This window comes from Halorussus aquaticus (assembly GCF_024218795.1).
In the GTDB taxonomy this organism is placed as follows: domain Archaea; phylum Halobacteriota; class Halobacteria; order Halobacteriales; family Haladaptataceae; genus Halorussus; species Halorussus aquaticus.
This window is the reverse complement of the sequence record NZ_CP100402.1, coordinates 43,514-68,094: the sequence shown is the minus strand read 5'-3', so window position 1 is coordinate 68,094 and position 24,581 is coordinate 43,514. Positions and strand designations below refer to the sequence as shown.

Here is a 24,581-nt window from a genome sequence, read left to right as displayed (position 1 = left end):
ACCCCGAAGACAACTTCCTCACCCCGCGTGGTGAGTACCGGGTTCGTGCGCTACACGTCGGCCCTCAAGCGAGGGTATGGGGTATTCGGCGTCCGATATGGACGCGGTATCCGCTTGTGCCACACCCAATACCGCCTAAACCGAGGCGTCCGAATACCGGGCAACCACCCACGGTTGGAACGTGGGCGGACACGGGTCGTGCCATCGACCATACTCCACCATGGCGGGCGGAGTGCAACCGCGAACGGGGCGTGTTTTGGTATGCTGTCGCCCCCTCGTGTGCGCGGTCGTTGCCGACCGTCTCCAGTGACGGGTAGGGGTACTGTGAGGACGGCGAACGAATCCGAACCACGTACTCCCCACCGGGTTTGCCGGTGGTGGGCATGGAACCGTCCGTACCAGTGGGAAGCGACCCCGAGTCTTCCGATTGAGAGTTTACGCGAGTTGTCTTACCGCACGATACGACGCCGGACTACTTGATAATGTCGGTTGTAGAGGGTTTGTCGGCTTCATCCCCGCCCTAAAGGACGAGGCTTTCGCCTCGAATTTCCCGTAAATCCGCGTCCCTTCGACGGTTGACATCTCACTCAAGGAGCGCGTCTGTGACGATCCGTTCGTGATCGAAGCCCATCTCCGGAAGGTCAGTCGGATCGAACGTCGCTACCTGACGGGCCTCTTCGCGGGGAACCGGCGAGTCGTCAGCGATGGGTGTACACCGATACGCCGCACTGACGTTCCCGCGCTCGTCGCGGTCCGGATCATCGTAGAGACCGACGAACTCCTCGACCATGACGTCGAGTCCGACCTCCTCTCTCGCTTCGCGAACGCACGCCTCCCGTGCGGTCTCGTCTCGTTCGACGACGCCACCGGGGAGCACCCAATACCCGTCGAACGGAGGATGGTCACGTTCGAGGAGCAGCACTTCCCCGTCGAGCACGACCACGGCATCGGTCGTAAGTGCTCGAACTTCCACCATACGAGATAGTCAGAGGCCGACCACAAAGAGGTACAGGTCTCGCCGTCGAAACTGTCGCATCCAACAGCTAGTTACAGATAACCGGATATTGATTCTTGGCATATGGGAACGAGGCACACTATTTATCGCATCCGCAGACGTAGCATCGATCGATGCCCGAAGAACAACTCTTCAAGACGGAGAACCTACAGACACGGTCAGAGATCGCCAAGACGCTCATCGACGCCGCCGAGCAAATTGAAGTCGGCTCCGTCACGCTAGAGGGTACAGAACAAGAACACACAGTCGAGATTCCCGACGAACCGACGTTCGAAGTGGAACTCGAGCGGCTCACAGACTCAGAAACGGGAGAGCAGCAGTATGAGCTCGAGTACGAGCTCGCTTGGACGGCGTGACCACCAATCACGGCCTACACGCCGTTTACAGGACCGTTTTCAGGAGTCGAAGCCAACACGTTCTGCGTCGGCCATCGCTCGCTCGACTGCTGCGTCAAGGTCGAAGTCCCGCACGAGGTCCCCGTCGCGAAGGAGCGGTTCGAGCAGTGGCTCACCGTCTGCGGATTCCTCGTAGTGTGCCAAGCCAACAGTGTGGCCGCCATCAGTAGTTCGATACACCTGCTTTTTCCCCGAGAGCTTTCCGCGCTTGGCTGCGGATGTCCCGTCAACCTCGACGATGTCAAGTGCAAAGTCAATAGGATCTGCGTTGCTGACGTAGCCGCCGACACCGAAGCCATCGGCAACGTCTCGTAACTCCCGTATCGCTTCGGGCGTCATCCCGCCACTGACGAAGATATTGACGTTCTCATGGCCGTTAACATCGAGTTCCTAGCGAACCTCTCGGACGATGTGTCTTAAGTCGCCGCGTCGAGAACTTGTGGTGTCGAGCGAACGCTGTCGAGGGAGTCACCAAGTACCTCGGCGGCACGGAGCACTTCATCGACCTCGTCGGAATACGTATCACAGAGCGCGACCCGAGGGACGTCCGCGTCGACCGCCTCGTCGAAGGCTCGCCACGCTTCCTCCTGATTGCCCTTTCCGAAGCAAATCAGCAGCGCGTGCGGCATCGTGCCGCTCGCATCGCGTTCGAGAATCTTTCCAGTAGCTACGTGCGAGAACCCGTCCAGGCCAGCAATGAGTGCAGACCGTTCGACCATACCTGCGATTGCCGGGTGGACGTGTCGTGTGCCGAAACTCAGAACGAGCGAGTCCGGAGCGGCGTATCGCGCCCGAAGTGCATTCGTCGCGATTCCCGACGCATGAGAGAGAAATCCCAGTAACGCCGTCTCGTACCGTTCGAAGTCCAGATAGCGGCCCTCGGTCTGAAGTACCGGTCCGCCACCGAACAGTATCCTGCGGGGAGTGCATCGACATTGACAGGCACGCCTTCGAGGAGGTGTCCGCGTCCTTGACGTCCGCGAAGAGTTCGAAGTCGCCCGTCGGAAATTGGTCCGCCGTAATTTCGGCGACGACGGTCGGGTTGCGATCCGCATATTCGAGCGTCTCAACCGTCCGATCGAAGTACGCGTCGGTTGCGTTCCCTGACATGATAGTCTCGTCCGAAACAATGTCGAACTGGGTCATAGTTTCGTACCCCTCCTGCTACGTGTCGCATCTGCCCTGCCGGTGGGCGATGAGACACCTCCTGATCATATCTACTCCACTACGTAAACAAAAATCCTCGTACGAATCGAATGCTGTTTCGAAACGCTCTATGAAGACCATCTTTGGCCAACTTTTCTCTTCAAACACCACAAATTCTCTCGTATGGCGTACGACCCGAATAGCACTGCAATCGTCGTCGTCGACATGCAGAACGGGTTTTGCCATCCCGACGGCAGTCTGTACGCCCCGGCAAGCGAGAACTCGATCGGCCCGGTGAACGACGTCATCGAGATAGGGCGTGACGCCGACGTACCAATCGTCTTCACGCGCGACGTGCATCCCCTCGAACAGTTCGAAGGCAATCACTACTACGACGAGTTCGAACGGTGGGGCGAACACGTCCTCGAAGGGTCGTGGGACGCAGTACTCGTTGATGATCTCGATGCCCGCGATGACGATCACGTCGTCGTCAAACACACCTACCACGCCTTCTATCGGACCGACCTCGAGGGCTACCTCGATACTCACGGCATCGACGACCTGCTCATCTGCGGTACACTGGCGAACGTCTGCGTCCTTCACACCGCCGGCAGTGCAGGACTCCGCGACTACCGCCCCGTCGTCGTCGAGGACGCACTCGGCTTCATCGAAGAAGACCACCGGGAGTATGCCGTTGACCATGCCGATTGGCTCTTCGGTGAGGTGACTGACCGCGCTGCAATTGAATTCCACTAAGGGACCCCCGGATACCGTCCATCCGTAAGTGGTCGACATTCACCATTGCTACTCATTACTAACAATGTCTTCGAGAATCCCAACCTCGCGGTCCGAGTACCCGATGACGCGTACGTCCGTGAGATTTGTCGATTCGTAGTCCCAGATTTCCTCACAGATTAGTTGTGCCCCCTCGTGCGTGTGGACGCCGCCGGAACCGCATCCAAGCAACGGAAACACGACCGAATTACAGTCGAAGTAGTCGGCTATTTCGAGACTATGCCGCGTTGTGTCCCAAATGCTCGTCAGCATCGCGAGTCAATGCGGTCCAGAATGTGCCATCGCTGCCGCGTGGACGACGTACTCGGCATCCAACTCGTAGGCGTCGGTCACCACCACGTCTCCTAACTCGATTGGTCCCTTGGCGACTGCGTCACGTTCGAGTGGGCATTCGCTGCCCGTAGAAGCGCACCAGCGACGCCGCTCCCCATCTCGAGTGAGGTGGACGCTGCGTTCACGAGGGCGTCAGTACTCTGGACCGCGATGTCCCCATGAACGACAGTCACATCCATCGGTGTTCGATAGGATTCAATTCCCTAAAACGGCAAAGGGATGTTTGGTTTTCGATTATATTACAGTTTCTCATGCTACACTATTTGGTCTATAGTCCGACCGTTTCATTACAGCCTACTTCCTTACGTCTAGCCGATTCGGGAGGTGAAGTGTGACCGATTTAGAACAAGTACTCCAAGAAGCGCAACCGAACAATCCTAAAACTACCCTTACTGCGCTCTCATCCTACAATACGGCTTTAGAAACTATTGTAACGAGGTCAAACTCTAGTCGGCAATACCGAGATATTTGTTGGCGATACTACCAACCCTTAGTTTCGTTACTTGACGAGACTGTGCAATGTGAGGGATGGGAAATCCTCGAAGAGGTGATTAGACAGTACAACCCTAGTAAGAACCTCCTTGTCCCATACTGTAGTCATATCGTGGTGAACGTCGTTGGGCGATTCATCATTCGAACGCGCATACAGGACGGTATTACCACGGTCCCTGAAATAGCGCTCAAGTATCTCCGTGCCTTTTCAGGGCAGTACGATCACAAATTGGCGCAGACGGAAGCGCACTGCTATGGATGGGGAATTGCACACCCCACTCATTCCGTGACAGCGTATCTCCGCGAAGTCGTTGTGGACAAACCGTGGTGGGTCCAGCAAACGCTCGAACACGCGTTTTATGCAGATCAGCATGCCGCTACGGAGTTACTTCGCCAACTGATTACAGAGGAGTCTCTCGCGTTCACAGTTCCCCTAGCACCGGAACGAGACGTCACTGAGGATCGATTCCTCCTTGAGTGTCTCGTCGGCCCTGATAGCAAGAAGTATCGACCGACTGTGCCGCGATTCTGGTCTACGATTGAGGACTACGCTGATGAATTTGAGTGGGACGCCACTGTTGAGGAGCAACTTCGGACGCTCGTAGAGGAGACAGGGATTGCTAAAGAGCTTCCAACTGATTGGACATTCCAGGAGTTAGCATTCTAATCCTTTGTCGGCGAACAGCGCCATGCTCGCTGGTTTCCGTCAGACATTCTTACAGGTGGAGGCCGGGTACCTCAAGGCGCGACCCCTATGGTTATCTAGTTTTTTAGTTTCAAATTACTAATTAAAGTATATCTAATGATTTAATTACTAGATGTGAGCATTTTGCATCAGGAATATAACTACTTATGACACTCGTGTGATGGAGAAGATGAGGACTACTCCCAACAGTGATGCAACAGGGTTCTGCGCTTCAAATGTCCTGAGTGCGGTCACGACTGACAAGTCACGTTCTAACGGATATTCGGAATTTTGCCAATAGAGATATCCGTTTTCGAAAGGACCAATACCTACAGTGCCATAACGGGCCATGCATATCAGACCATACCAATAGCCACAGCCTTTACTTCCCTCTCCCCTATATTCACTATGCAGTTTGCCTTGGACCAGGGGACTATTACTGAGGCGACGGCCCATGCACTCGTGAATTCAATGAGTCCGAATTCTTCGATGGACTGTGGTGTCAGTGGCGCGATCTGCGAACAGGCACGTGGTCCGATAATGGACGAGATTAATCAGCATCGACCGGTGTCCGGTGGTGATGTAATTGTCACTGACCCACATGGGCTTAACGCAATTTACCTGCTCCATGCGATATCGAGTCCCGATGAGGGCAACGCAGCGGAGCAGAGCATTCGTAATGCAACTCAGACCGTACTTGAACAGGCTGATGCGCTAGATTGTCGATCGCTCGTCCTTCCAGTCCTCGGCTGTGGTGGTGGCGGCTATGAATTCGAGGCAGGCGCCCGACTTATCTGTGAGGAAATTTGGGCGTTCAAACCCACTTCGCTGGCTGACGTGCGGATTATTGGCCATACGGAGCCACAACTCGAACAGCTTCGTACTGTCGCGTACGAGGTCAGAACAACGTCCCAAGCAGAGTGATTTTCGGGGTGTCCGTACCCTTTTTCAGTACTGGTCTCCGAAACTCTTCTACCTGTATTTGAATCGCGTGAGAGCATGAGCGACATCCAACTCCAAGTCAGGAAAGCCTACGCAAACGATACCGGACAGGGGATTGCCCGACTGTCCCCTGCCGTGCTTGAGACACTACGGCTCACGCCCGGTGGGTTCGTGACCATTGAGGGCAGTACCACGACTGTCGCGAGGGTAAAGCAAACCGACTTCGAGGACTGGGACGACGAGACGATCCGTATTGACAGGTTTACCAGACAAAACGCCGACGTCGCGCTCGGCGATCACGTTACGGTGCAGAAGGCCACTCTCGGGGGTGCCAGGCACATCGTCTTGGCCCCGGCAGAGGAGGTCCACGTTCCCATCGGTCCGAATGTCGCAGGTTTCATCGAACACCAACTCCGCAATCGGCCCGTCAGTGAAGACGACCTCGTTCCAGTCGATCCCCACGATCAGCCGTTCGTCCAAACACCGGGCGAGACGCTCTCGCTGATCGCACTCGAAATCAAGCCCAATCAGACCGGTAAAATCACCGAGCAAACGAGCATCACCATTCGTGAAACACCAGTGACCGACCAATCCACGACAGACGACCACAACATCATCACGTACGAGGAGATTGGCGGGCTCGAAAACGAAGTCGAGCGCGTCCGTGAGATGATCGAACTGCCGATTGCCCATCCCACGGTGTTCCGAAAACTGGGCATCGAGGCACCAAAGGGTGTCCTGTTGCACGGACCACCGGGTACTGGAAAAACGCTACTCGCGAAGGCAGTCGCCAACGAAACCGACGCTTCGTTCCACTCGATTGCCGGTCCGGAAATCATCTCCAAGTACTACGGCGAATCCGAGGAGGAACTCCGCGAAGTATTCGCGTCTGCGAGCGACAATCCGCCAGCCATCATCTTTATCGATGAACTCGATTCGATTGCCCCCACGCGTGACGACGTGACTGGCGAGGTCGAACGACGCGTCGTTGCCCAACTCCTCTCGCTGATGGACGGCCTCGAAAATCGCGGTGATGTCATCGTGATTGGCGCGACGAATCGACCTGACGCGATTGATCCGGCCCTTCGGCGTCCCGGACGATTCGACCGCGAGATCGAAATCGGCGTGCCCAGCGCACGCGACCGTGAGGAAATTCTTCAAATCCACACGCGTGGCATGCCACTCGCCGACGATGTTGACCTCGGCCAGCTCGCTGCCGACACCCACGGATTCGTCGGCGCAGACATCGCGTCGCTGGCGAAAGAGGCAGCGATGCACGCACTCCGACGGTATCTGCCAGATATTGACCTCGACGACGAGGAGGACGCGGAGATTCCACCGGCGCTCCTCGATCGCATGAGCGTGACCGCGACCGATTTCGACAGCGTTCTCACCGAGATCGAACCCTCCGCGTTACGTGACGTGCGCGTCGAACTACCAGACGTGACGTGGGATGACGTCGGCGGGCTCCGGGACGCGAAGCAGGCCCTCCGAGAGAGCATCGTATGGGCGCTCCAGTCGCCAGAGAAATTCGATCGGTTGGGAATCGATTCGGTTACGGGAGTGCTTCTCTACGGGCCACCAGGGACGGGGAAGACCCTGATCGCGAAAGTCGTTGCGAACGAAGTTGACGCGAACTTCATCCCGGTTAGGGGTCCCGAAATGCTCTCAAAATGGACGGGGGAGTCCGAAGCGGCGATCCGTGACATATTCCGGAAAGCACGAGAGACGGCACCAGCGGTCGTTTTCTTCGACGAACTCGATAGCCTTGCAGCTGGCCGTTCACAGGAATCGGGTGGGGAGAGCTCGGATCGACTCGTCAATCAACTCCTGACCGAACTCGATGGAATCCAACCGCTAGAGGACGTCATGGTGGTCGGTGCAACGAACCGCCCGGATATGCTCGACGAAGCAATCCTGCGGACCGGTCGATTCGATCGGCTCGTCAACGTTGGCGCACCGGACGTCGAGGGACGTACACAGATTTTCAAGGTACAGACAGATGACACACCACTCGCATCGGACGTGAATTTCCGAGACCTCGCGGAAATGACTGACGGGTACGTCGGAAGTGACATCGAAGCGGTCACCCAAGAAGCGGCAATCAAAGCGCTGCGTGAACAGGCGGAGACGTCAGCGGTTGCACTGCATCATTTCCGCAAGGCAATTGCGGATGTTCGTCCGACCATGACAGAAGCAGTCGAAACACGGTACGAACGTATCACGGAGGAATTCGAGGAGGGCCAACTCAATGACGGCAGTATCAGTGGACCACGAGGGTTCCGTTGATCCTCGGTGTTAGTGGGGGTATCTGTGACTACGACTCGCATCTCGGCTACAGTACTAAACGACCTGATTTGAACGCGAGGTTCGTCCCGTAAAAGCGGGATGGCCTATTCGATGTGGCCTTCTGCGCAGAGTTGGTCGGCGTCCTGTTGCGTGTACCGCCATTCGACGTTGGCCTTCTCGTCCTGCCAATCCTACGGTTCGACGAGGACGACGTCGTCCTGTCCGATCCACACGCGGTACTTCAGCTTTTTATAGAAATATTGGAACGACCAGCTGAAAACTGAGTGTGATGTAGGATAGTGAAATCCTACCCTGCTATGGGGCCTCGGATTTCCCGAGTGTTTCGGTTACTCGTCTTCGGTGTCGTCTTTGATGTCCTGGAGTTTGTCGACGAGGTCGTCGGTCGAGGCACCCGTCTCGAACTTTAGTTCGCCTTCGTGGTCGTTTTCGTGAACACTCACGCCTTCGCTGTCGTCGTCGGTGTTGACCTCCTGATTCTGTTGCTCGGATTCATCGTAACTCCCAAAACCCATATGTGTTCATAGGAGCGTCGAAGACTAAAACCGTTTGATTGGGCCTTGGAACCAATCCACGCGGAGATCCGGTTGTTCAATACTGGGTTCGCACCGAGAGAGATCGAGTTCGGTTAGATTCTCCCTGTAACGTATCTCAGGTATGGTACTGTTCTACACGAGATCAGACCCCCGCCCGTTTTTGGGGAACGATACAGAGAGTGTTCGTATGGAGTTCACAGTCACCCAGGGGGATATCGCGGCCCAAGAGGCCGATGCACTCGTGAACGCCGCAGGGACCAGTCTACAGATGGGAAGTGGGGTCGCCGGTGCTCTCCGTCGGGGTGCTAACGGACCAATCAACGACGAGGCCGTCTCGAAGGGCCCTGTCGAACTCGGCGAGGTCGCCGTCACTGACGCATACGAGTTGGGCGCCGAATACGTCATTCACGCGGCAGCGATGCCTCACTACGGAGACGGCCAAGCGACGGCGGAGAGCATCCATGAAGCGACACAGAACTCGCTCACGAAAGCCGATGAGCTCGGGTGTGAATCGCTCGTGATTCCAATCCTCGGGACAGGAGCCGCTGGTTACGAGTTCGAGGACGGGGCTCGACGCGTCTGTGAGACAATCCGGGACTACCAGCCGACGTCGCTGTCCGACGTCCGAGTCATTGCGTACTCCCAACGAGAATACGAGGCACTTGAACGGATCGCGGAAGATGTCCGAGAGAACGCGTGAGCAGATAGCCCAGTTCAGGCAACTGTCGCTTCGAATCTGTCCCGTATCGTATCGACGATTGCCTTGCGGTCGTACTTGCCTGCTGTCGCATTCACGAGCGTGATCTCGTCTTCGTCCGTCGGAATCCAGATTTGGAGGAATCCTTGAGACCCCTCTATGTACTCGACGCGTGACGCAGGCTTTTGCCAGAGCTCGGCCTCGTGTTCCGTGTACTTCGGGTGGATGCCTTTCGGAAGCGGTTTCGTCGTTTCCAAGCTGAAATCTGGATCGTCCTCCAACACAGTTCTAATGTCCGCGGAGATCATGTGACGATCGGCTTTCTCCTCGACTTGTGTATGGACTTTTTGGACCGTTCGGGTGATGAACTTCTCCAGGTTCTTGTCGGGGACGATTTTGGCAGCGTCGTCGAAGATGTCCTGTTCGTGCGGGCGTGGAATGCCGCTCACGCCAGAGACGACCCGGTCGTCCTCCGGGTTGTAACAGATACCGAGATTCAGCCGTGGGCGCTCACCGACCTGTGGACGATACGTATCTCGGAGTTCGAGGAGTCTCGCAATCTCAAGTTCGGTGTACACGCCGTAGTACTTCTGCAAGAGCGCCTTAAACTCCGGCATCTCTTGTTCAGACGGAGAGAGGAAGATAAATCGGCGGACGACATCTTGGTTCGGGTTGTCATCGTGGTAGAAGAAGGTGTGGTGTTCGTAGTCGTCGAGCGCAAACCAGGCGAGATAGTCGATGGGACCGTCGTTGACGAAAATCGCTTCCTCAATCGGTTGTTCGATGAACTTCGGACAGCGGTCGCGGAATTGATCGACGAGTTGTTGAACGTAGTCTCCCGGGTCGAGGCCGTATTCAGAAATGAACTCCCGCGGCATACGCGAAAATACACACAAGTTCGGATAAAAACCTCTCGAAGTGAGCACCGTGATACATGGACGTGGGGTAATCTACGGGTGAAGTATTCTGAACCATTATACTGTTCGCCCGCATAACCCGTAGTATGCCTTCTCAGTTGAGCGGCGTAACCGTGGCAGAGCAAGAGACGCAAACGGACGATAACTGCATGTCAGAGTCCAATGACGATCAGGACGCAGAAAAAACACTTGACGATATTATCGACATCTATACCAGCTAAACGCTTCTTCCTGTGACTGTCGCGTGAGCTAGTTCCTCAGTACGTGTCTGGACCGACCGTTTCGTTCCGGCGTTCAAGGAACGTCACGTCTCTTCGTGTTCTGGAAACTGGACGACAAACCGGCGATTTGGTGACGGCGAAACTTCAAACCGAACCTCACGAACTAGCGAAAAGTATCGACGACGCCCCTCAGTATACGATACAAGAAGGCCAGCATCCACCAACACATCGAGGTGATGGGTGGCTGTTTTCCCATCCATCCCGACTTCCTCCATCAACTCGGACACGTACATATCCCGCCGTGAAAGGACCCGGAGGATGTCGAGTCGCGTCTTCGACCCGAGAAGTTCGAGTGAATCCATAGTAGAGATAATCTTCCAAAGAGTACTTATCCGTGTCAAAGACCAACTCCCGGCTGAACCATGCCTGAAGTGCCCGCTGAAGACGAGGACGCGAAGATGAATACGATCACAGACGGCTACTTCGAGGAGGAGTACTATATAGGTGCAGAGGACGCTGGTGAGTTCTTGATCGAATTGGGCGAGCAGTTCCGGCATGCCGACGAGATCACCATCACGGGTGACGACTGAGAGTTGCCGTTCGTGTTCGGTGGGCCGATCGAGTTGGATATCGAGTTCGAAGGCGACGGCGAACCGGAACTAGAACTTGAAGTCGAACTTTCCGGGCGTGTAGAAGACGAAGTCCCGAACCTCGAATAACAAAACGCAAGTTCGACACGCAGACGAGCAGTTCTCTTCCTTCACGGACAATCTAACTAGGTTTACGACTCAGACGTGGAATCGGAACAGTGAGGGGAGAGTATAGTAAAAAGGGCACAAATGACGGAAAAGCGTGCACCGCAGTCACCGAAAGCGGCAGAACTACAGGAAGCAATCGATACAATCGTCCAGACGTTTGACCATCCAGTAGAACTGTCGATTCACTATTCATTTGAAGAAGGGACGAAACGCACGGAAATTGAGATCCAAACGTCTGAGGCGGTAGCGACGTACGAATTAGTTTATGACGGGGGCCGTGATGACGCAGAACCGGACCTAACTCGGATCGAATAACAAGACCGAAACCCATCCTTCGAACGATTAGTAACCAAAATAGACTTACTTGGATGTCTCTGCATCGATCAGCTGTAGCGCCTGTCTAATGTGGAAGTTTTTGTCATCTGCATTTTCTGCATCCAGTGCCTCTTCCAGGTGATCCGTCGCCTTGGTCGTGGCACTCAGCCCAGTCACGTCCCCAACTACGAGTCGCGGCGGAATATCTCTTGTCGTTCTCCAATTGCCTCAGCAGGTGGCAGAATGGATAACGACGCGAGACTTTCCGGACGTGCTTGGCCCGTGGATTAAATGATAGAGACATCCTACCGCTCTAGGACCATGCCTGTACGCGATCTTGGCCCAGATGACGTGGTCACGGCATCCCGCGACAGCACTTTAGGGATATCGTAGAAGAACTGGAATCCGAAAACGTCGGGGCAGTAGTCATCACAGAAGACGACCAACCGGTCGGCATCGTTACGGACCGTGATATCGCACTCGCCGTCACCCAGCATAACGATGTTGCGTCGGTCCCTGCTGAGGAGGTGATGACTGAAGATCCGGTCACGATCCGCAAAGATGCAGAGGGAATCGAGATCTCGCGCATCATTGGCGAGCAGAACGTGTGACGCATTCCAGTCGTTGACGAAAACGGGACTCTCACAGGGATTGTCATACTCGACGATTTGGTCGCCACGATTGGCGAATAACTCAATAACGTCGCGGAGACGATTGAAGTCCAATCGCCGGAGTACCGCCGGTAACGGGCTCCATTTTCTTTACAATGACCGTGATGGCACAGTACTCGCCGTGTCCTGCGAGATTCCGAAGCAATATCACGAATCAGTATTTCCGCGGGGAACACGCTACAATTGGACTTCAGATGTGATCTTCGGTGATTCGTAACTGACCGTTTACTTCGTACAGGTAGCCGCGCTGGAGAAGCTGTTCCAACGCGGCATCAATAGTTGCCTGTTCGAACTCGTCAGAAATGCGTTGCTTCGCCTCGTCAATGGGGAGTCGACCATCTGCTGCCGTGATATGGGGTTTGAGCGTTTCCAGGACCTCCTTTGCATAGGACGGGAGGGGTTGTTGCATCTATGGGAACTCCGTGTGTTTGGGACAGATGAGTTCAATGTATATGAACGTCAGCCCCTATTGTAACTCCGTGTTCGTCGACAGTACGCTATCTAAGTCATTCCAGTCTGTTCCCAGTATTTGATGAAATTATATATAAGATTTAAGCCGATTAGCGTTGAAGCGCCGCTTCAAGGTGAGACCGTGGGAATTGTCCACGATGTCTGTTCACTATTGGATTCTGATACCGAGGCCGTGTCGGCGTATGAGTGCCGACGATGTGAATCCGAGTTCGACCTCCAGTATCACGTCTGTCCTGACTGCGGAAGCTATCAAGTCGAACGCACCACCTGGCAATTCGATCACCAATAGTAGACTCTTCCGCTGGGCCGAGACACCAATTGATGGTTCGTCAGCAGCCCAACAAAGCGACACGCCGTACCAAGGCACATCCTGTTAAAGGACCTACAGCCACGTGGAATGACGTCCAACATTGCGAAATGTCCGGAGTGTGGTTGGGCGTGAGGCGAATCTGAGTGTATTATCAATGACGGCAATCGGGCGTATTCGGTCTGTCAGCACGTCTTCCCGAAGGAGCACTCCGGTACACAGAACAACTTGTATTAATTGGCAGGGGGCCATTCAACAGCACGTTCGTTGAACCGAAAGTGGCGACTCAGATGCCATCGTCATCACAAGGGGCTCAGTGGGGTAACTATTCGTCATCGCCGCCAAGCGTGAGTACAGGGTCCACAGTAAACAAAGCTCCGTTCCTATTCGGGCTGATGAGTTAACAAACAAGAGATCCAGAAGGGGAGGCAGTGTTCTGGCACGCTCAACGGTGGAGCAACTGTTCCTACAAGTCGGACCAAGTATAGGTTCTGTCTCATAAATCACCTCAATGGCTCCAAGGAGGTCCACTCAACCTCAGATACTGAGTGGATACTCCTTCATATCGTCAATCTCGTTGTGGAAGCATCGACACTCTATAGTGCCGTTTCGAAGGGGGCTGTAACCCTTCCTGGTTGGGCAATTTGCCATCCGTGTTTTTTCTGCGCCGGCGATGGGTGCTGGCGCACCAAGCAGTAGCGCGGCGTGTAGTTGTGTGCGTCGGCAGACCGAAGTGAGAACCAATGCATACGGTAATTTACTCGCTAGTAGAGGCATCGACACGAGACGAAGCACTTGCGACTGGAAAGACGGTGTTCGACCGACTCGTCGGAGCCAGCCTACACGCAGATGCTGTATTCGATTATTACGTGACGTTTGACGAGTCGGGCACGTCAGTCGCTGGGAAGGCCCGGTGGGGCGACCTACCAGTAGCAGTTCCTGTGGAATCCGACGATGGTCAGAAATTGCTGGAACGTGGGTGGGAGGCGACGAAGAGCGAGTTCAAGCGGAATCTCGATCGGGTACGGGACGCACTTGAGGAACTAAGCGATGAGGAGATCATGCGCGACGACGGGCTTGCCCGGCATGCGTTCCAGTACGAACACCCCGTAGCGGGCGAACATGACCACGAGCATGCCGAGTTCGAGAAAACACTTCTAACAGAGGTTCTGTGGACTGCACTCGATCGACTGTTTGAGGAGAAAATCCCGACACTAGCCGATGAAGACTGATCTTAACTGATTTCATCACCGTCGAAGTGACATTCGACGAGTCTGGCACACCAGTCGCTAGCAAAGCCTGCTGGGACGACCCTCCAATTGCAGTAACGATAGATATGACGACTGGCTTGCCCGGCACGCGTCAAGAATCCCGACCGTATCACGAAGAGCAATACGTTCTGGATTGTGCCAGCAGACGTTCACTACTGAGCGCCCGAGCGAGCCAGGAAACATGACGGAGTGACCGCGTAAGTTTTTCACCCCATAGGGGGTGCGGGGGAACTCGAAGTAGTCCCTCGAATTGAACCATGAGTGGAACAATCGACTCGCAGTCGCTTGAACAGACACGGCCAAACCAGAATCAGGATATCGTCTACGTCGGCTACCGGCGGCGCGGACGCGCTGTTGTGGAAAAACAACCCGGACAAGAGGTGACGCCAGAGCCAAGTCTCAAACTGGCGAACCACAGTCCCTCGGGCTTCAGCTGGGGATATAGTGGAAGTGGCCCAGCGCAACTCGCGCTTGCACTCTTACTAGACTACACCGGCGACGAAGATGTTTCGCTAGCCCACTACACCGCATTCAAAAACGAGGTCGTGAGCCAGTTAGACTGCTCTCATCCTGAAGGGTACTGGCGACTCACTGGCAGCGACATCGAAAACGCTCTTCGTGAACTGTCCGACCTCGACGCGCGTATCGAGAACGATCCCTACCCGGAGCAGGAGGCGGTCCTCGTCATCGAGACGACGGGCCAGCGGTCGTACGCCTACCACGAAACCAACCAAGACGGCGACCAGCTCTGTCCGGTCAACCACGACGGTCTCACACAACTCCCGCGCACCGAGGCACAAGCGCAGCGGTACGCACCCTGCCAGTTCTGTCACCGTATCCGCCGCGCGAACGAGGAGGTGACCAGCCAATGAGTACGACGACTTTGGAGGACGGCGAGTGTCCCGCTTGCGGGTCACCAATTCGCGCCATCGCCGCCAATAGCCCCACTGAGTGTATGGTCCAGCCGTGTGGCTGTACCATCCCCAAGGGTACCACTCCCAGTTCCAGAGGTGAGGGTCGATGATCGACCAAACAGCAGCCGACTTGACGAGCTACAAACGCGACCTCTTGCTGGCGGTGTACCGCGCAAACCAAGCCACCGAGACACCTGTCGGCGCGGACGTCAAGCGAGAGTTGGAAGCGCTCGGCCAGACCAACACCCAAGGCGGGCAGTTCTACCCCCGCCTCAATGAGCTAGTTGAGCGAACCCTCATTACCAAGAACGATCATCCGGACGACGCCCGCGGATTCACCTGTGACCTCACCGAGGAAGGCCGAGAAGTCCTGACGCAGTTGTTCGTGCGGAACGCCATCTCGCTCGACATCGACGTGGCCGAGTTAGACCTGCCTGCCGAGCCGCCACGGCCCGGCCGCCGACTCTGCGGGCGACCCCGCGGATAACCCAGACTCCCTCTGTTCGTCTGCTCGCCCACGCACGCCTAGCGGTATCGCTCACCAGTCACCCCTGCCGACAACCCCAGAGAAGCCATGACCACCGACACCCCCACCGACGACGAACTCCTTCCCGAACAGCTCGCCAATCTTGTCGAACAGCGAATCCAGCAAGCAACCGCCGACCTCCGAGAGCAGATTGGCGACCTCGAACGCGAAGTCAAGGACCTCCGCGACGAACTCTCCCAAGAGCGCGACGCGCGCCACGAGGCCGAGGCCCGACTTACAGAGCTAGAGGAGACGGTCGAAGGCGAACACGACGCGCGGCTCAGCGCCCTCGAAGCAAAAGCGAACGGGACGCGGGCAATGATTGCAGAACTCCAATCTCGCGAACTCGAAAAGGGCGCGCATCTCGCGTACGACAACGTCGAGGCGAACATCATGGATGAACTGCTCGACGTGGATGGTGACCGCGTCGAACGCATCACCAAGGACGACGGCAACCAGTACGCCCGTCTGCCCGGCGAAGAAGACGCACTCGGCCGGGGCGGCCACGTCGCTCACTCCACGGCCGACCTCCTCCCGATTCAACGTCTCGCTCGCTACGACACCGAAATGCTAGCGAGCGTTACCAACCGGAAGCCCGACGAACTCGCCGCAAAAGCATGGCGGGAACGCGATAATCCCGGGCGCTACCAACTCTGGACATCTGGCAGTAGTGGCTGGCGCGTCTACCTCAAGTCGTCAGACCTCGCCGACTGGATTCGCGCTCACGAGGAGGGCGTCTCGAAGAACTACGCGCAAGAACTCGCCCGGCGCACCCTTGACGCCATGCAGGAACTCAGCAAGCACCGACTCATCACCACCCAGAAAGAACGCACGGCGGACGGACTGACGTACAAGGAGAACGTCGTGGTGTTGACCGACGACGCCGACCTACCGGGTGAACCATCACTTGATGCAACTGACGGTCCGGCCACAGATGAGGTGGCCGGATAACGGAGTGGCCGGTCGAAAATAGGCCCCGAGAGGGATGCATCTCTAGCCCAAACCAGCACGGTCGGCTCCGAACTGGATCCGTCACGACGTGTAGACCACCCGTGTGGGTGGGTCCTCGTGGCGGTGACACCGTACGCTTACTCGTACGTCTATCAGTTCCAGCGGTGTCCAGCGGTAGATACGGAGGGGGTGGGCTGGGAGAGTGACCGCCAACAGAGTTTGTGGCCGGGGCGGAACCTTCCCGAGGAGGATTGCACTGGTGCACGGTGCTGTTCTCCGGGCTGTGGTGAACGTGGAGTGTCTCCGAGACTGACCGTTACGTCCGGTCTCGACTCGTCCCCTCCGCCTGAATTTCCCTACTTATAATAATGTATGTTAGTTTATTATTATAATATATTATTAACTAATGGTATGAGGGGCCTATGTTAAGTTAATATCCATAATTCCACGAACGAAAGCAGTGGTGAAAAGGCCGTTCACAAGCTCGACCGGCGGTCGTACCTCCGGCTAGCAAGTGTTACGGGGACGAGCCTCGGGACCGGAGTCGGCATGGGTGCGCTAGCCTCAGACTTCACCGCCCACGCTCAGGCGGCAACGACAGTGGTCGACGACTCTTTCTCCATCATATATATAATCAGTTAAATGAACAACTTGTATACTATCAAATGTCTTTAAAATACATATTGTATTTGATAATACTTTTCAAAAAGTTTCAAATTTGTGTGGGTGAAAGTATAGGTTGCAATGTCCGAGACCGACATCTCAGACTACATCGCACAGAATCCTCGAATGGCAGGTGTCCTCTTTACCATTTGCCTGCTCCTGACACAGACTGGCAATGCGTCCGCAGCAATCCTCGGGACCCATGGTGGACCCTAGATAATATTCCCATTGGCAAAATCAGAACTCCATCGTAATCTCCCATTCATCCGGACTGGGATCTCTTCTAGAGTTAGTAGTCGGGATAATTCGTCTTCCTGCATCGAGAATTCCTTCTTAACACCTGAGCTAAGGAAATACTCGTCATTCTGTTCGACGTATGGCATTACTAGACTCCCCATCCCATACTGATTTGTAGGATATGTTTTCATCCGCACGGTAAATTGATTACCGTCCTGCTCAATCTCGCAGAGATTCGGCGTTCCACTCTCTGGTTGAGCGATAGACAGCCCACCATCACCGACTACGATATACTTCCTACCGATAATACTCTCACCACGGGCAATATTAAGGGCGGCTCGAAGCGGGAACCCGGCGTTGAGCAGTCGGGCCATCGTCCGACCGATGCGCACTGCCCCACTGTTGATCACGTCGCTCAGAGTCACGACACCGGCGATACTCCCTGCTTCTAGCAGTTTCATCCCTTGACGGTACGACTGGCACGCATTCAGCAGGAACGCGTCTACACCGACCGTCTCGAGCGTGGTTGCATCAAACTGCCCGTCGGCGCATTCGAAGCCTTCGTCGTCGATGTGACCGATGTAGTGGAGGAAGTCCGTCTCCGAAGTCAGTAACTGCCGTAACTCGTCAGTAGTCAGGTTCTGGTGGAAGGTGACATCGAATGGAAGTTCCTCGCGTGACCCGTAGCCAGCGTTCACCGCGTCACCTTCCTCGTTCATCTCGGAGGCGTTGCAGACGACCGTGATTTCGATATCGCCCTCCGTTGGCGTCCGGGTAAGATGGTTCTTGAACGCCTCGGTCGTCGCTTTGCTGGCTCCGACAGGTGTGCCCTCACCGACCCACGTCTGTTCGAGCGAATCGGTTGATTCCGGCTGTACGTAATCATCCTCGGTCGGTACTGTTTGTCCGGTACTCCGGGTGAACGTCTCCTGCCCTTCTGATTCTGCTCGGAGGAAATCGCTGACTGCCTCTGCTTCCTCAACAGATTCAACAGTCGTCGTTTCCTGTGGGGTATGAACCACAGCTAAATCCTCGACGATGAACGGCATTGCTTCGATACTCGTCGAGATAGGCTCGACGTGGGAGGTCAGTTTCCACTCGGGGATCGCCTCTTCGAGAAGTGCAAACGGTACCTCCAAGTACGCTTCGAGTTGTTCCGCCAGCGGTCGGTCATACAGCGCAGTAAAGTCGAGATCAACCTTCGATTCGATAGCTCGACGTTCGTGCAGATCGACCTCGTAGTATCCCTCTGTCCGCGTGATACAGTCGAGGAAGAACGTTTGTTTGAGTACGCGTTCGACTTCTCTCTCGAATCCACGGGTCGTCTCAAGCGAGTGCTCGAACCCCGTCTCAGTAACGATACACGGGCTATCACCTTCAACCACTTTGGCTCCGAGGTAGTACGCGAGTGGAGCAGCGACATAGATAGCCTGATGCGTCGCTGGAATCTCAATTCGAATTCCGGTGTCGGGAACTTCCAGGCCCGCAGGGATATCGAGAGACTCACCGAGTTCGATAGTCGGCGGATGGCCGCGAAGTGACGGGTACGACCGTTCGCAACTCGTTGTCTTTAGGGCAGACCCGAACGTGGAGATGGCCGCCATCATGTCTTCCGGGTCGGACGTCGTGGTGACGGTCGCCGCGGGCTTCTCGTGATGAGATCGGGCACCCAACAGTATCTCCGTCTCCTCGGCGAACTCGAGTCGAGTACGTTCCGTATCTGATGCAACTGTGAACGGATCGTTTACTCGGAGATAGAGTTTGATCGGTGCACCGAGTTCGATACTGTAGACTCCAGCCCCGAACTCCTCGTAGGCGAAGTGCTCTGCCTCGGCAAGCATCTCACCCGTCTGATCACGTACGTAGACCGGGACGACCGTTGGCAGAGTGAGCGTTCCCGTGGTAATGGAGATGCCCTTGTCCGCAGGAAAGAGAAAGTTGTCTGCACCGACTGGTGTCGGAGTGACTGGGCAAGAGGTTTGAACCGAGTACCGCTGTCGTTCGATCGAGTCGATGATAGTGATACCGGTACCGTCCGAATCGGCATCAAAGGAGAGTGCTCCGTTGAATGCCGACGCCGTCTGCGGATTATATCGCTGATTTCAGGGGAATTGGACGCTGTCTTGCGATATGGGGCGTCTCAAGACCCTCGCACAAACGTTTCGAGACTTTGCCACGAACCACGTAGAAGAACCAGACGTACCCGCCGCGCCGGACGGCGCGGACGGGTACGCTAACTCCACGAAAATCGCGCTGCTTCTGCTTAAAGAGGAAATCAACAAACCACTCCGGAAGCTCGAAGATTACCTGAACGAGATGCCGGGAATCCTCAATGTGTTCGGCCTTGAGAAATCTCCTGATTACTCGTCGTTCAGCGTTTGGGACGGTGAATTTCCGATGAAAGAGTTGCGCCGCCTGCTCCGCCAGTCAGCGGAGCAGGCGGGGCTTTCGGGCACTGCGTCGATTGATGCCAGTGGCTTCCAACGAGATCAAGCCAGCTCACACTACCGAAATCGAGTCGGTTACTCGTTCAATGCGATGAAGACGACGCTGCTCGTTGATACGGACTCACTTGCCATCATGGACGCTCATTTCACGACGAAGAAAGCCTATGACGGCCATATCGGACTGCAGGTCTTTCGGCGCAACGCCGAAGACCTGCAGGAGTTGCTGGCTGACAAGATGTACTCGTGGAGCGATCTCCGTGAAGCCTGCCGTGACGCGTCAACGCGACCAGTGATCAAACACTGTGAGCAAAACGCACTGAAGAAAGCTCACAACGCCAGAATTGACGACGACGTCTACAACCAGCGGTCGATGAGTGAGACAGTGTTTGCGATGCTGAAGGACGACGGCGACGAGATCCGCTCCCGGAGCTGGCATGGCCAGTTCCGGGAGCTCACGCGCAAGTGCATCGTACATAACCTAACGCAGGCGGCGAGTTAGGGCTCGCCGCCTGCTCCCTTTCTCCGGACGTATCCGGGAGAGGCATCGCCATCGTCCACCTCATCCTTCGTGCGGTATCCTGTGAAACTGATGTTTTGATCACTGCGTAAAGCCGCTAAAATTGAATCGTCCGATCTTAGAATCCGCAGAGAGAGCGTAGCTACCCGTGAAAAATCTAATGTCATAATACTGATTCTGTCGCTGTCTTGCGTTCAACAGAGCAAAGGAGAGTGTACCAACCGAATCCTCGCTGGTTGACTCGACTCGTTCGCTACCCAGACTGTTCATTACAGTAGGCGTCTCTCAGAGTAGTAGCAAAAAACTATCGGGTTCTTAAACAAAAGCCTCCAAACATAAACGAACGACAAGTGCGGGGATTGCAGTTGTCTTCCTACGAGCCGGGCGGAGTAAGCCATCCAGACGTAATATCTGCTTCACGAAGATGCCACCGCTGTTCTGGCTGACCGTCCGCGATTTGGAGTTCGACCGTCGCGTCGAAGAGGGGAGCGAACTGCTTGACGTGCTTCGAGTCGTATTCGACCGGGAAGTGGAAGTGCGCCATCCCCCGGACGCTCTGAATGCGGCCAATCAGGATGTGAAGAAACTGAAGGACTTTCTGCTGGTCGTACTCCGCTGACAGTGCCGTGAGAGAGTCGAAGCAGACACGAAGTTCCGAGGGGGAAAGCTCGCCAGCAATCTCCTCGAACGCCTCAATCTCTCGGGAGATAGCGATGCCGAGTTCTGCGAGTTTGTCACTCTCGACGTGACTCGGGTCAACCCCTTCGTACGGTAGTTGCGGAGGCCGAACTGGCGAGGCCGTGGTGGCACTCCGTGATTTAGCTGTCCACGTGACGAGTTTGGTGGTCTCAGGGTGTAATCGGTCGGGTGAGGTGGAGAGTCGTTCACTGATATCCGGTAAGTCCGGAGACGTCGAGACGAAGAGCCGACGCCGGTCCTGTACCGTCTCATCACCGAGCATCCAGTGACAGGCTTTCACCGCCGCCGCGTCGGGAACGTCGCCAACGACGAGGAGAGACGAACCGTATTCCTTCAGTTCCTGAAGTTCTCTGACGAACGTCTCCCGGTTGGTGTCCGAAAGTCCAGTATCAGCTTCCTGAGACACCATTACCCCACTCTATTTAGACAGTATAAATGAATGTTTTGATTAAGATTAGCGGCAAGCGAGGTGATGGACTAAACGACGGCCTGGGAGAGTACCACGGTCGGTCGAGGCGAGAGGAACTGCATCGAGAATTAGAAGCGCTCGGCCAGACTAACACCGAGGACGGCCAATTCTCCCCCTGCCTCAATGAGCTAGTCGAGCGAGGCCTCGTTACCAAGACTGACCACCCGGACGACGCACGCGGGTTTACGTGCGACCTCACTGACGAGGGCAAAACCGTACTCACGCAGTTGTTCGTGGGGAACGCCATCTCGCTCGACATCGACTTTCCCGAGTCCTACTTGCCTGCCGAGCCGCCGCGCCCCGGAAGACGAGGTGTCCGGATAACGGGGTGGTCGGACCCAAACACGACCCGAGAGGGACGTATCTCTAGCCTAAACTAGCACGGTCGGCCCCGAACTGGATCCGTCACGACGTGTAGACCACCCCTGTGGGTGGCTCCTCGTGGCGGTGACATCGTACGCTTACTCGTACGTCTATCAGTTCCAGCGGTGTCCAGCGGTAGACACGGACGGGGTGAGCTGGGAGGGCTACCGCCAACAGCGTTTGTGGTCGGGGAACGTACACGAGGAGGATTCTTTTATCGCAGTTGTGCTATTCAGGGAAGAGAAAATTATTACGAGGGCAATTCTGACGGTCATCCGAGTAAGAACCCGGGAAGGAAGACGGTAGCGATGAGGCTACACAGGTACACAAGTATCGCCGTGAGACGAAGTACACCGGCTGTCTGTCGCTGGCTCTCCGGCCGTGATTCGGCGATGCCCTGCAGCGTGAATCCGACCCCCATTATGAGTAGAAAAAAGCTTGAATCCTCGCTAGTGAGAATCCATACGAGATATACGTACTGGCTCAGCAAGACGAGTGCTAGACCAAAATAGACGAGCGACACGGGACGGCCGTCCGGCTCACTGAACACGCGTTTCTTTATTGTAGCGCGCATGACATTCAAGTATCCGTTCAATCTGTAAGTCATTTTCTTTCTAGTTTACCCTGCGTGGTCCGTTGATCGACTGTCGGCCATTTCAGCAACTTGGTCGAAGTGGTTTGTTTCCTCGTCTACGAATCTCCCAAGATCGTCACCTGCATAGAGGATGAAGTCGAATTCCCGACCCCGTTCTTCGAAGTGTTCGATAAGGCGGTAGAGTTCCTCGACCTCTTGAACCCGCCAATCTAAAAGCGTTAGGAGATCCATTTCGATGACTACGAGATGTATTCTCTTAGCAATAATGTTTGTTGATAGGTACGGCCAGCTCCCAAGTTCTATTCGGGAATTTTCTGGCTCTGTTGAAACCCTCCGGATTTGAGAGGTTACTGATGCTGAAGACAGTGCTTGTATGCAGCACGGAGTTCCTGCGTGTTTCAGCTGAAGAGAACTGATCCAAACTTTGTCTGAAGGTATGAACGTAGTATCCGACTAAAACGGAACGATCTGAGCACTGATTCTTATCCTGGAGTAGTTTAATGGAAATCACGAGAGATAGGGTTAAGCATGGGTGAGGATATCCTGGAGTTGGATACGGAGCGGATAGAGAACTTTATCGACCGGTATCTGGAGCTCGATCGCCGAACCCAACAGCCGTATGGCGTATTTTCATTTCTATCCGGGCGACGGGAGAAAAAGTATCAACAGACGCTCAAGTACTTCTTAGATCCGCACAAGCCCCACGGCTTCGGGTACACGCTCCTGGAAGTGTTCTTAGAGGTTGTTGGTACCCCCAAGTTGAACGTCGCCCAACACGTCGAACTCGAGGAAGAGGTTCACATCGCAGACGATAGTTCGGAAAGCCGTATCGACCTCGTTATCTGTAGTGGGCAAGCCCTGGACGACCACCCAGACTGGGCGGTATTTCTGGAGTTGAAAGTCGGCGCCGACGAGAACGAGAATCAGACACCAACATACGCCGCAGCAGACAGTTGGCAATTTACGTGGTTCGACACTACCGAAATCACGGTTGACGAACTCGACGAGGCAACCTACGTCTACGTGAAGAAAGCGGCGGCAGAACCCCCTGAAGACGACGAATTTGACGCGGTTGATTGGGCGGCGATCGCAGAAACGTTCGACCACCGACTCCAGGGCTCGCTGTTCCAGTACCCGAACCGGAGTGTCATCCAGTTCACTGATTTCATCCAATCGTTACAGGAGACCGAGAACATGGACTCACCACCTGAAGAAGACGAACTCACCGAACGTCTCAAACTATACTTCGAATACGACGACGTCATCCACCAAGTGGAACAAGCGCACAGGCAATTCGAGAACGATTTTGACGACGTCAGCAACTACCTCACCGCTCGGTGGGCGGATAAAATCCGGGACCAGTTCGATATGGCGGGGTCTAGGTGGAAGATTCGGTCGAACGACAGCTCGAAGTGGCAGGGGTTGATGCCGGAGTACTGGGATCAGGACCCGTTTGGCTGGGACAGTACAATCGCACTGTACTTCCGGATTCCACCGACGACTGAGCACCTTCGAAGTCAGAAACTCTCGTTCCGGCTGCGGCTGCCACCGCAACGCAAAGTCCACAAGCAGACCTTCGAAGGGGACGGTTCGTTCAATGCCGTGTTCACCGAGAAGTGTACGGAAGAATACGGGGATGAGATCCGTGCGGAACTAGAGAAACTGGACGTCGACGAGATTCAACTCGGGAGGGCGTCCGCGCTCTTCATTAAGAACTATGACCTCGATCCAGAGAACCTGGTTTCGTCATATTTCGCCCAGGTTACTACTGCGGTCGACGAGTTTTGTAGTGAGAATTCACAGCTGCTGAAACTAATGAACTCGGTTTTTGAAGCATCGTACGAGGACGTGTTCGGTAAACCGCCGACTGGTGAGTTCTCAGGTCCCCTGTCGAAACGGGAGTAACCAACAGGTCGTTCTTTGGGA

At 55.3% G+C, this 24,581-nt stretch carries 24 protein-coding genes and 5 pseudogenes; 16 read left to right on the top strand and 13 right to left on the bottom strand.

Translation table 11 applies throughout. The features are described 5' to 3' along the window. Positions 1–583 precede the first annotated feature (583 nt). On the bottom strand, positions 584–976 hold the full coding sequence (locus tag NGM06_RS20820) for an NUDIX domain-containing protein (protein ID WP_254270635.1): 393 nt from the start codon (positions 974–976) through the stop codon (positions 584–586). A 152-nt stretch (positions 977–1,128) separates the two neighbouring features. Here NGM06_RS20820 and NGM06_RS20815 point away from each other — a divergent pair, with 152 nt between their 5' ends. Beyond that, the gene (locus NGM06_RS20815) at positions 1,129–1,371 is read left to right on the top strand and encodes an amphi-Trp domain-containing protein (protein ID WP_254270634.1); all 243 of its coding nucleotides are present in this window, start codon (positions 1,129–1,131) and stop codon (positions 1,369–1,371) included. A 39-nt stretch (positions 1,372–1,410) separates the two neighbouring features. Here the strand turns inward: NGM06_RS20815 and NGM06_RS20810 are convergent. After that, a pseudogene (locus NGM06_RS20810) lies at positions 1,411–2,556 on the bottom strand (nicotinate phosphoribosyltransferase). Positions 2,557–2,739: 183 nt separating this feature from the next. Here NGM06_RS20810 and NGM06_RS20805 point away from each other — a divergent pair. Beyond that, positions 2,740–3,312 (top strand): cysteine hydrolase family protein, encoded by a 573-nt coding sequence (locus NGM06_RS20805; RefSeq protein WP_254270633.1) that lies wholly within the window; start codon positions 2,740–2,742, stop codon positions 3,310–3,312. A 48-nt stretch (positions 3,313–3,360) separates the two neighbouring features. Here NGM06_RS20805 and NGM06_RS20800 read toward each other — a convergent pair. Further along, positions 3,361–3,863 (bottom strand): annotated as a pseudogene (locus NGM06_RS20800) (macro domain-containing protein). A gap of 152 nt (positions 3,864–4,015) precedes the next feature. On the opposite strand from NGM06_RS20800, the gene NGM06_RS20795 reads away from it, so the two are divergent. The 3 genes from NGM06_RS20795 to NGM06_RS20785 all read left to right on the top strand — a co-directional run bounded on the left by NGM06_RS20795 (position 4,016) and on the right by NGM06_RS20785 (position 8,092). Continuing rightward, a complete protein-coding gene (locus tag NGM06_RS20795; protein ID WP_465260991.1) occupies positions 4,016–4,843 on the top strand; it encodes a DUF8137 family protein in 828 nt (275 codons plus the stop codon). 426 nt (positions 4,844–5,269) lie between these two features. Next, the gene (locus tag NGM06_RS20790) at positions 5,270–5,785 is read left to right on the top strand and encodes a macro domain-containing protein (RefSeq protein ID WP_368410518.1); all 516 of its coding nucleotides are present in this window, start codon (positions 5,270–5,272) and stop codon (positions 5,783–5,785) included. A gap of 75 nt (positions 5,786–5,860) precedes the next feature. Then, on the top strand, positions 5,861–8,092 hold the full coding sequence (locus NGM06_RS20785; protein ID WP_254270631.1) for a CDC48 family AAA ATPase: 2,232 nt from the start codon (positions 5,861–5,863) through the stop codon (positions 8,090–8,092). Positions 8,093–8,196: 104 nt separating this feature from the next. Here the strand turns inward: NGM06_RS20785 and NGM06_RS20780 are convergent. Continuing rightward, positions 8,197–8,340 (bottom strand): annotated as a pseudogene (locus NGM06_RS20780) (S1 domain-containing protein); the annotation flags it as partial. 99 nt (positions 8,341–8,439) lie between these two features. Further along, a complete protein-coding gene (locus NGM06_RS20775; protein WP_254270630.1) occupies positions 8,440–8,625 on the bottom strand; it encodes a DUF5786 family protein in 186 nt (61 codons plus the stop codon). 208 nt (positions 8,626–8,833) lie between these two features. Here NGM06_RS20775 and NGM06_RS20770 point away from each other — a divergent pair, with 208 nt between their 5' ends. After that, positions 8,834–9,346, top strand: coding sequence for a macro domain-containing protein (locus tag NGM06_RS20770; RefSeq protein ID WP_254270629.1), 513 nt, complete (start codon positions 8,834–8,836; stop codon positions 9,344–9,346). A 14-nt stretch (positions 9,347–9,360) separates the two neighbouring features. Here NGM06_RS20770 and NGM06_RS20765 read toward each other — a convergent pair whose 3' ends face one another. Together NGM06_RS20765 and NGM06_RS20760 are read right to left on the bottom strand one after the other, a co-directional pair. Then, complete coding sequence (locus NGM06_RS20765) at positions 9,361–10,221, bottom strand: hypothetical protein (RefSeq protein ID WP_254270628.1); 861 nt, start codon at positions 10,219–10,221, stop codon at positions 9,361–9,363. Positions 10,222–10,564: 343 nt separating this feature from the next. Then, positions 10,565–10,843 (bottom strand): winged helix-turn-helix domain-containing protein, encoded by a 279-nt coding sequence (locus NGM06_RS20760; RefSeq protein ID WP_254270627.1) that lies wholly within the window; start codon positions 10,841–10,843, stop codon positions 10,565–10,567. A gap of 60 nt (positions 10,844–10,903) precedes the next feature. On the opposite strand from NGM06_RS20760, the gene NGM06_RS24380 reads away from it, so the two are divergent. Next, positions 10,904–11,071, top strand: a complete 168-nt coding sequence (locus NGM06_RS24380) for a hypothetical protein (RefSeq protein WP_368410517.1) — start codon at positions 10,904–10,906, stop codon at positions 11,069–11,071. 528 nt (positions 11,072–11,599) lie between these two features. On the opposite strand, the gene NGM06_RS24225 is transcribed toward NGM06_RS24380, so the two are convergent. Further along, on the bottom strand, positions 11,600–11,731 hold the full coding sequence (locus NGM06_RS24225) for a hypothetical protein (RefSeq protein WP_256568015.1): 132 nt from the start codon (positions 11,729–11,731) through the stop codon (positions 11,600–11,602). A gap of 144 nt (positions 11,732–11,875) precedes the next feature. On the opposite strand from NGM06_RS24225, the pseudogene NGM06_RS20750 reads away from it, so the two are divergent. After that, positions 11,876–12,246 (top strand): annotated as a pseudogene (locus NGM06_RS20750) (CBS domain-containing protein). A gap of 169 nt (positions 12,247–12,415) precedes the next feature. Here the strand turns inward: NGM06_RS20750 and NGM06_RS20745 are convergent. Continuing rightward, positions 12,416–12,634: a hypothetical protein gene (locus NGM06_RS20745; RefSeq protein WP_254270626.1), complete on the bottom strand. Its 219-nt coding sequence runs from the start codon at positions 12,632–12,634 to the stop codon at positions 12,416–12,418. Between the two features lie 1,112 nt (positions 12,635–13,746). Between NGM06_RS20745 and NGM06_RS20740 the strand changes: the two genes are divergently transcribed. From NGM06_RS20740 to NGM06_RS24485, 5 genes and pseudogenes are all read left to right on the top strand, one after another. Then, positions 13,747–14,235 (top strand): DUF7995 family protein, encoded by a 489-nt coding sequence (locus tag NGM06_RS20740; protein ID WP_254270625.1) that lies wholly within the window; start codon positions 13,747–13,749, stop codon positions 14,233–14,235. 296 nt (positions 14,236–14,531) lie between these two features. Further along, positions 14,532–14,906 (top strand): annotated as a pseudogene (locus NGM06_RS20735) (DUF6166 domain-containing protein); the annotation flags it as partial. A gap of 388 nt (positions 14,907–15,294) precedes the next feature. Beyond that, positions 15,295–15,675: a helix-turn-helix transcriptional regulator gene (locus tag NGM06_RS20730; RefSeq protein WP_254270624.1), complete on the top strand. Its 381-nt coding sequence runs from the start codon at positions 15,295–15,297 to the stop codon at positions 15,673–15,675. A gap of 87 nt (positions 15,676–15,762) precedes the next feature. Beyond that, a complete protein-coding gene (locus NGM06_RS20725; RefSeq protein WP_254270623.1) occupies positions 15,763–16,665 on the top strand; it encodes a DUF8008 family protein in 903 nt (300 codons plus the stop codon). 744 nt (positions 16,666–17,409) lie between these two features. After that, entirely contained in the window at positions 17,410–17,544 is a 135-nt protein-coding gene (locus tag NGM06_RS24485) for a DUF7503 family protein (RefSeq protein ID WP_438267638.1), read from the top strand. On the opposite strand, the gene NGM06_RS20720 is transcribed toward NGM06_RS24485, so the two are convergent. Continuing rightward, entirely contained in the window at positions 17,541–19,406 is a 1,866-nt protein-coding gene (locus tag NGM06_RS20720) for a hypothetical protein (RefSeq protein ID WP_254270622.1), read from the bottom strand. The genes NGM06_RS24485 and NGM06_RS20720 overlap by 4 nt on opposite strands. A gap of 289 nt (positions 19,407–19,695) precedes the next feature. Between NGM06_RS20720 and NGM06_RS20715 the strand changes: the two genes are divergently transcribed. After that, positions 19,696–20,511: an IS5-like element ISNamo1 family transposase gene (locus NGM06_RS20715; RefSeq protein ID WP_254270621.1), complete on the top strand. Its 816-nt coding sequence runs from the start codon at positions 19,696–19,698 to the stop codon at positions 20,509–20,511. A gap of 391 nt (positions 20,512–20,902) precedes the next feature. Here NGM06_RS20715 and NGM06_RS20710 read toward each other — a convergent pair whose 3' ends face one another. Further along, positions 20,903–21,637: a DUF7504 family protein gene (locus NGM06_RS20710; RefSeq protein WP_248653220.1), complete on the bottom strand. Its 735-nt coding sequence runs from the start codon at positions 21,635–21,637 to the stop codon at positions 20,903–20,905. A gap of 26 nt (positions 21,638–21,663) precedes the next feature. Between NGM06_RS20710 and NGM06_RS24375 the strand changes: the two genes are divergently transcribed. Then, a complete protein-coding gene (locus NGM06_RS24375; RefSeq protein WP_368408910.1) occupies positions 21,664–22,077 on the top strand; it encodes a winged helix DNA-binding protein in 414 nt (137 codons plus the stop codon). 254 nt (positions 22,078–22,331) lie between these two features. Here the strand turns inward: NGM06_RS24375 and NGM06_RS20705 are convergent, their stop codons facing one another. Beyond that, positions 22,332–22,634, bottom strand: a complete 303-nt coding sequence (locus NGM06_RS20705) for a DUF8011 family protein (RefSeq protein ID WP_254270620.1) — start codon at positions 22,632–22,634, stop codon at positions 22,332–22,334. Positions 22,635–22,679: 45 nt separating this feature from the next. Then, positions 22,680–22,886 carry a hypothetical protein gene (locus tag NGM06_RS20700; RefSeq protein WP_254270619.1) on the bottom strand — a complete coding sequence of 69 codons (207 nt, stop codon included), beginning with the start codon at positions 22,884–22,886 and terminating at the stop codon, positions 22,680–22,682. Between the two features lie 297 nt (positions 22,887–23,183). Here NGM06_RS20700 and NGM06_RS20695 point away from each other — a divergent pair, with 297 nt between their 5' ends. Beyond that, positions 23,184–24,560, top strand: a complete 1,377-nt coding sequence (locus NGM06_RS20695; RefSeq protein ID WP_254270618.1) for a PD-(D/E)XK nuclease family protein — start codon at positions 23,184–23,186, stop codon at positions 24,558–24,560. Positions 24,561–24,581: the final 21 nt, after the last annotated feature.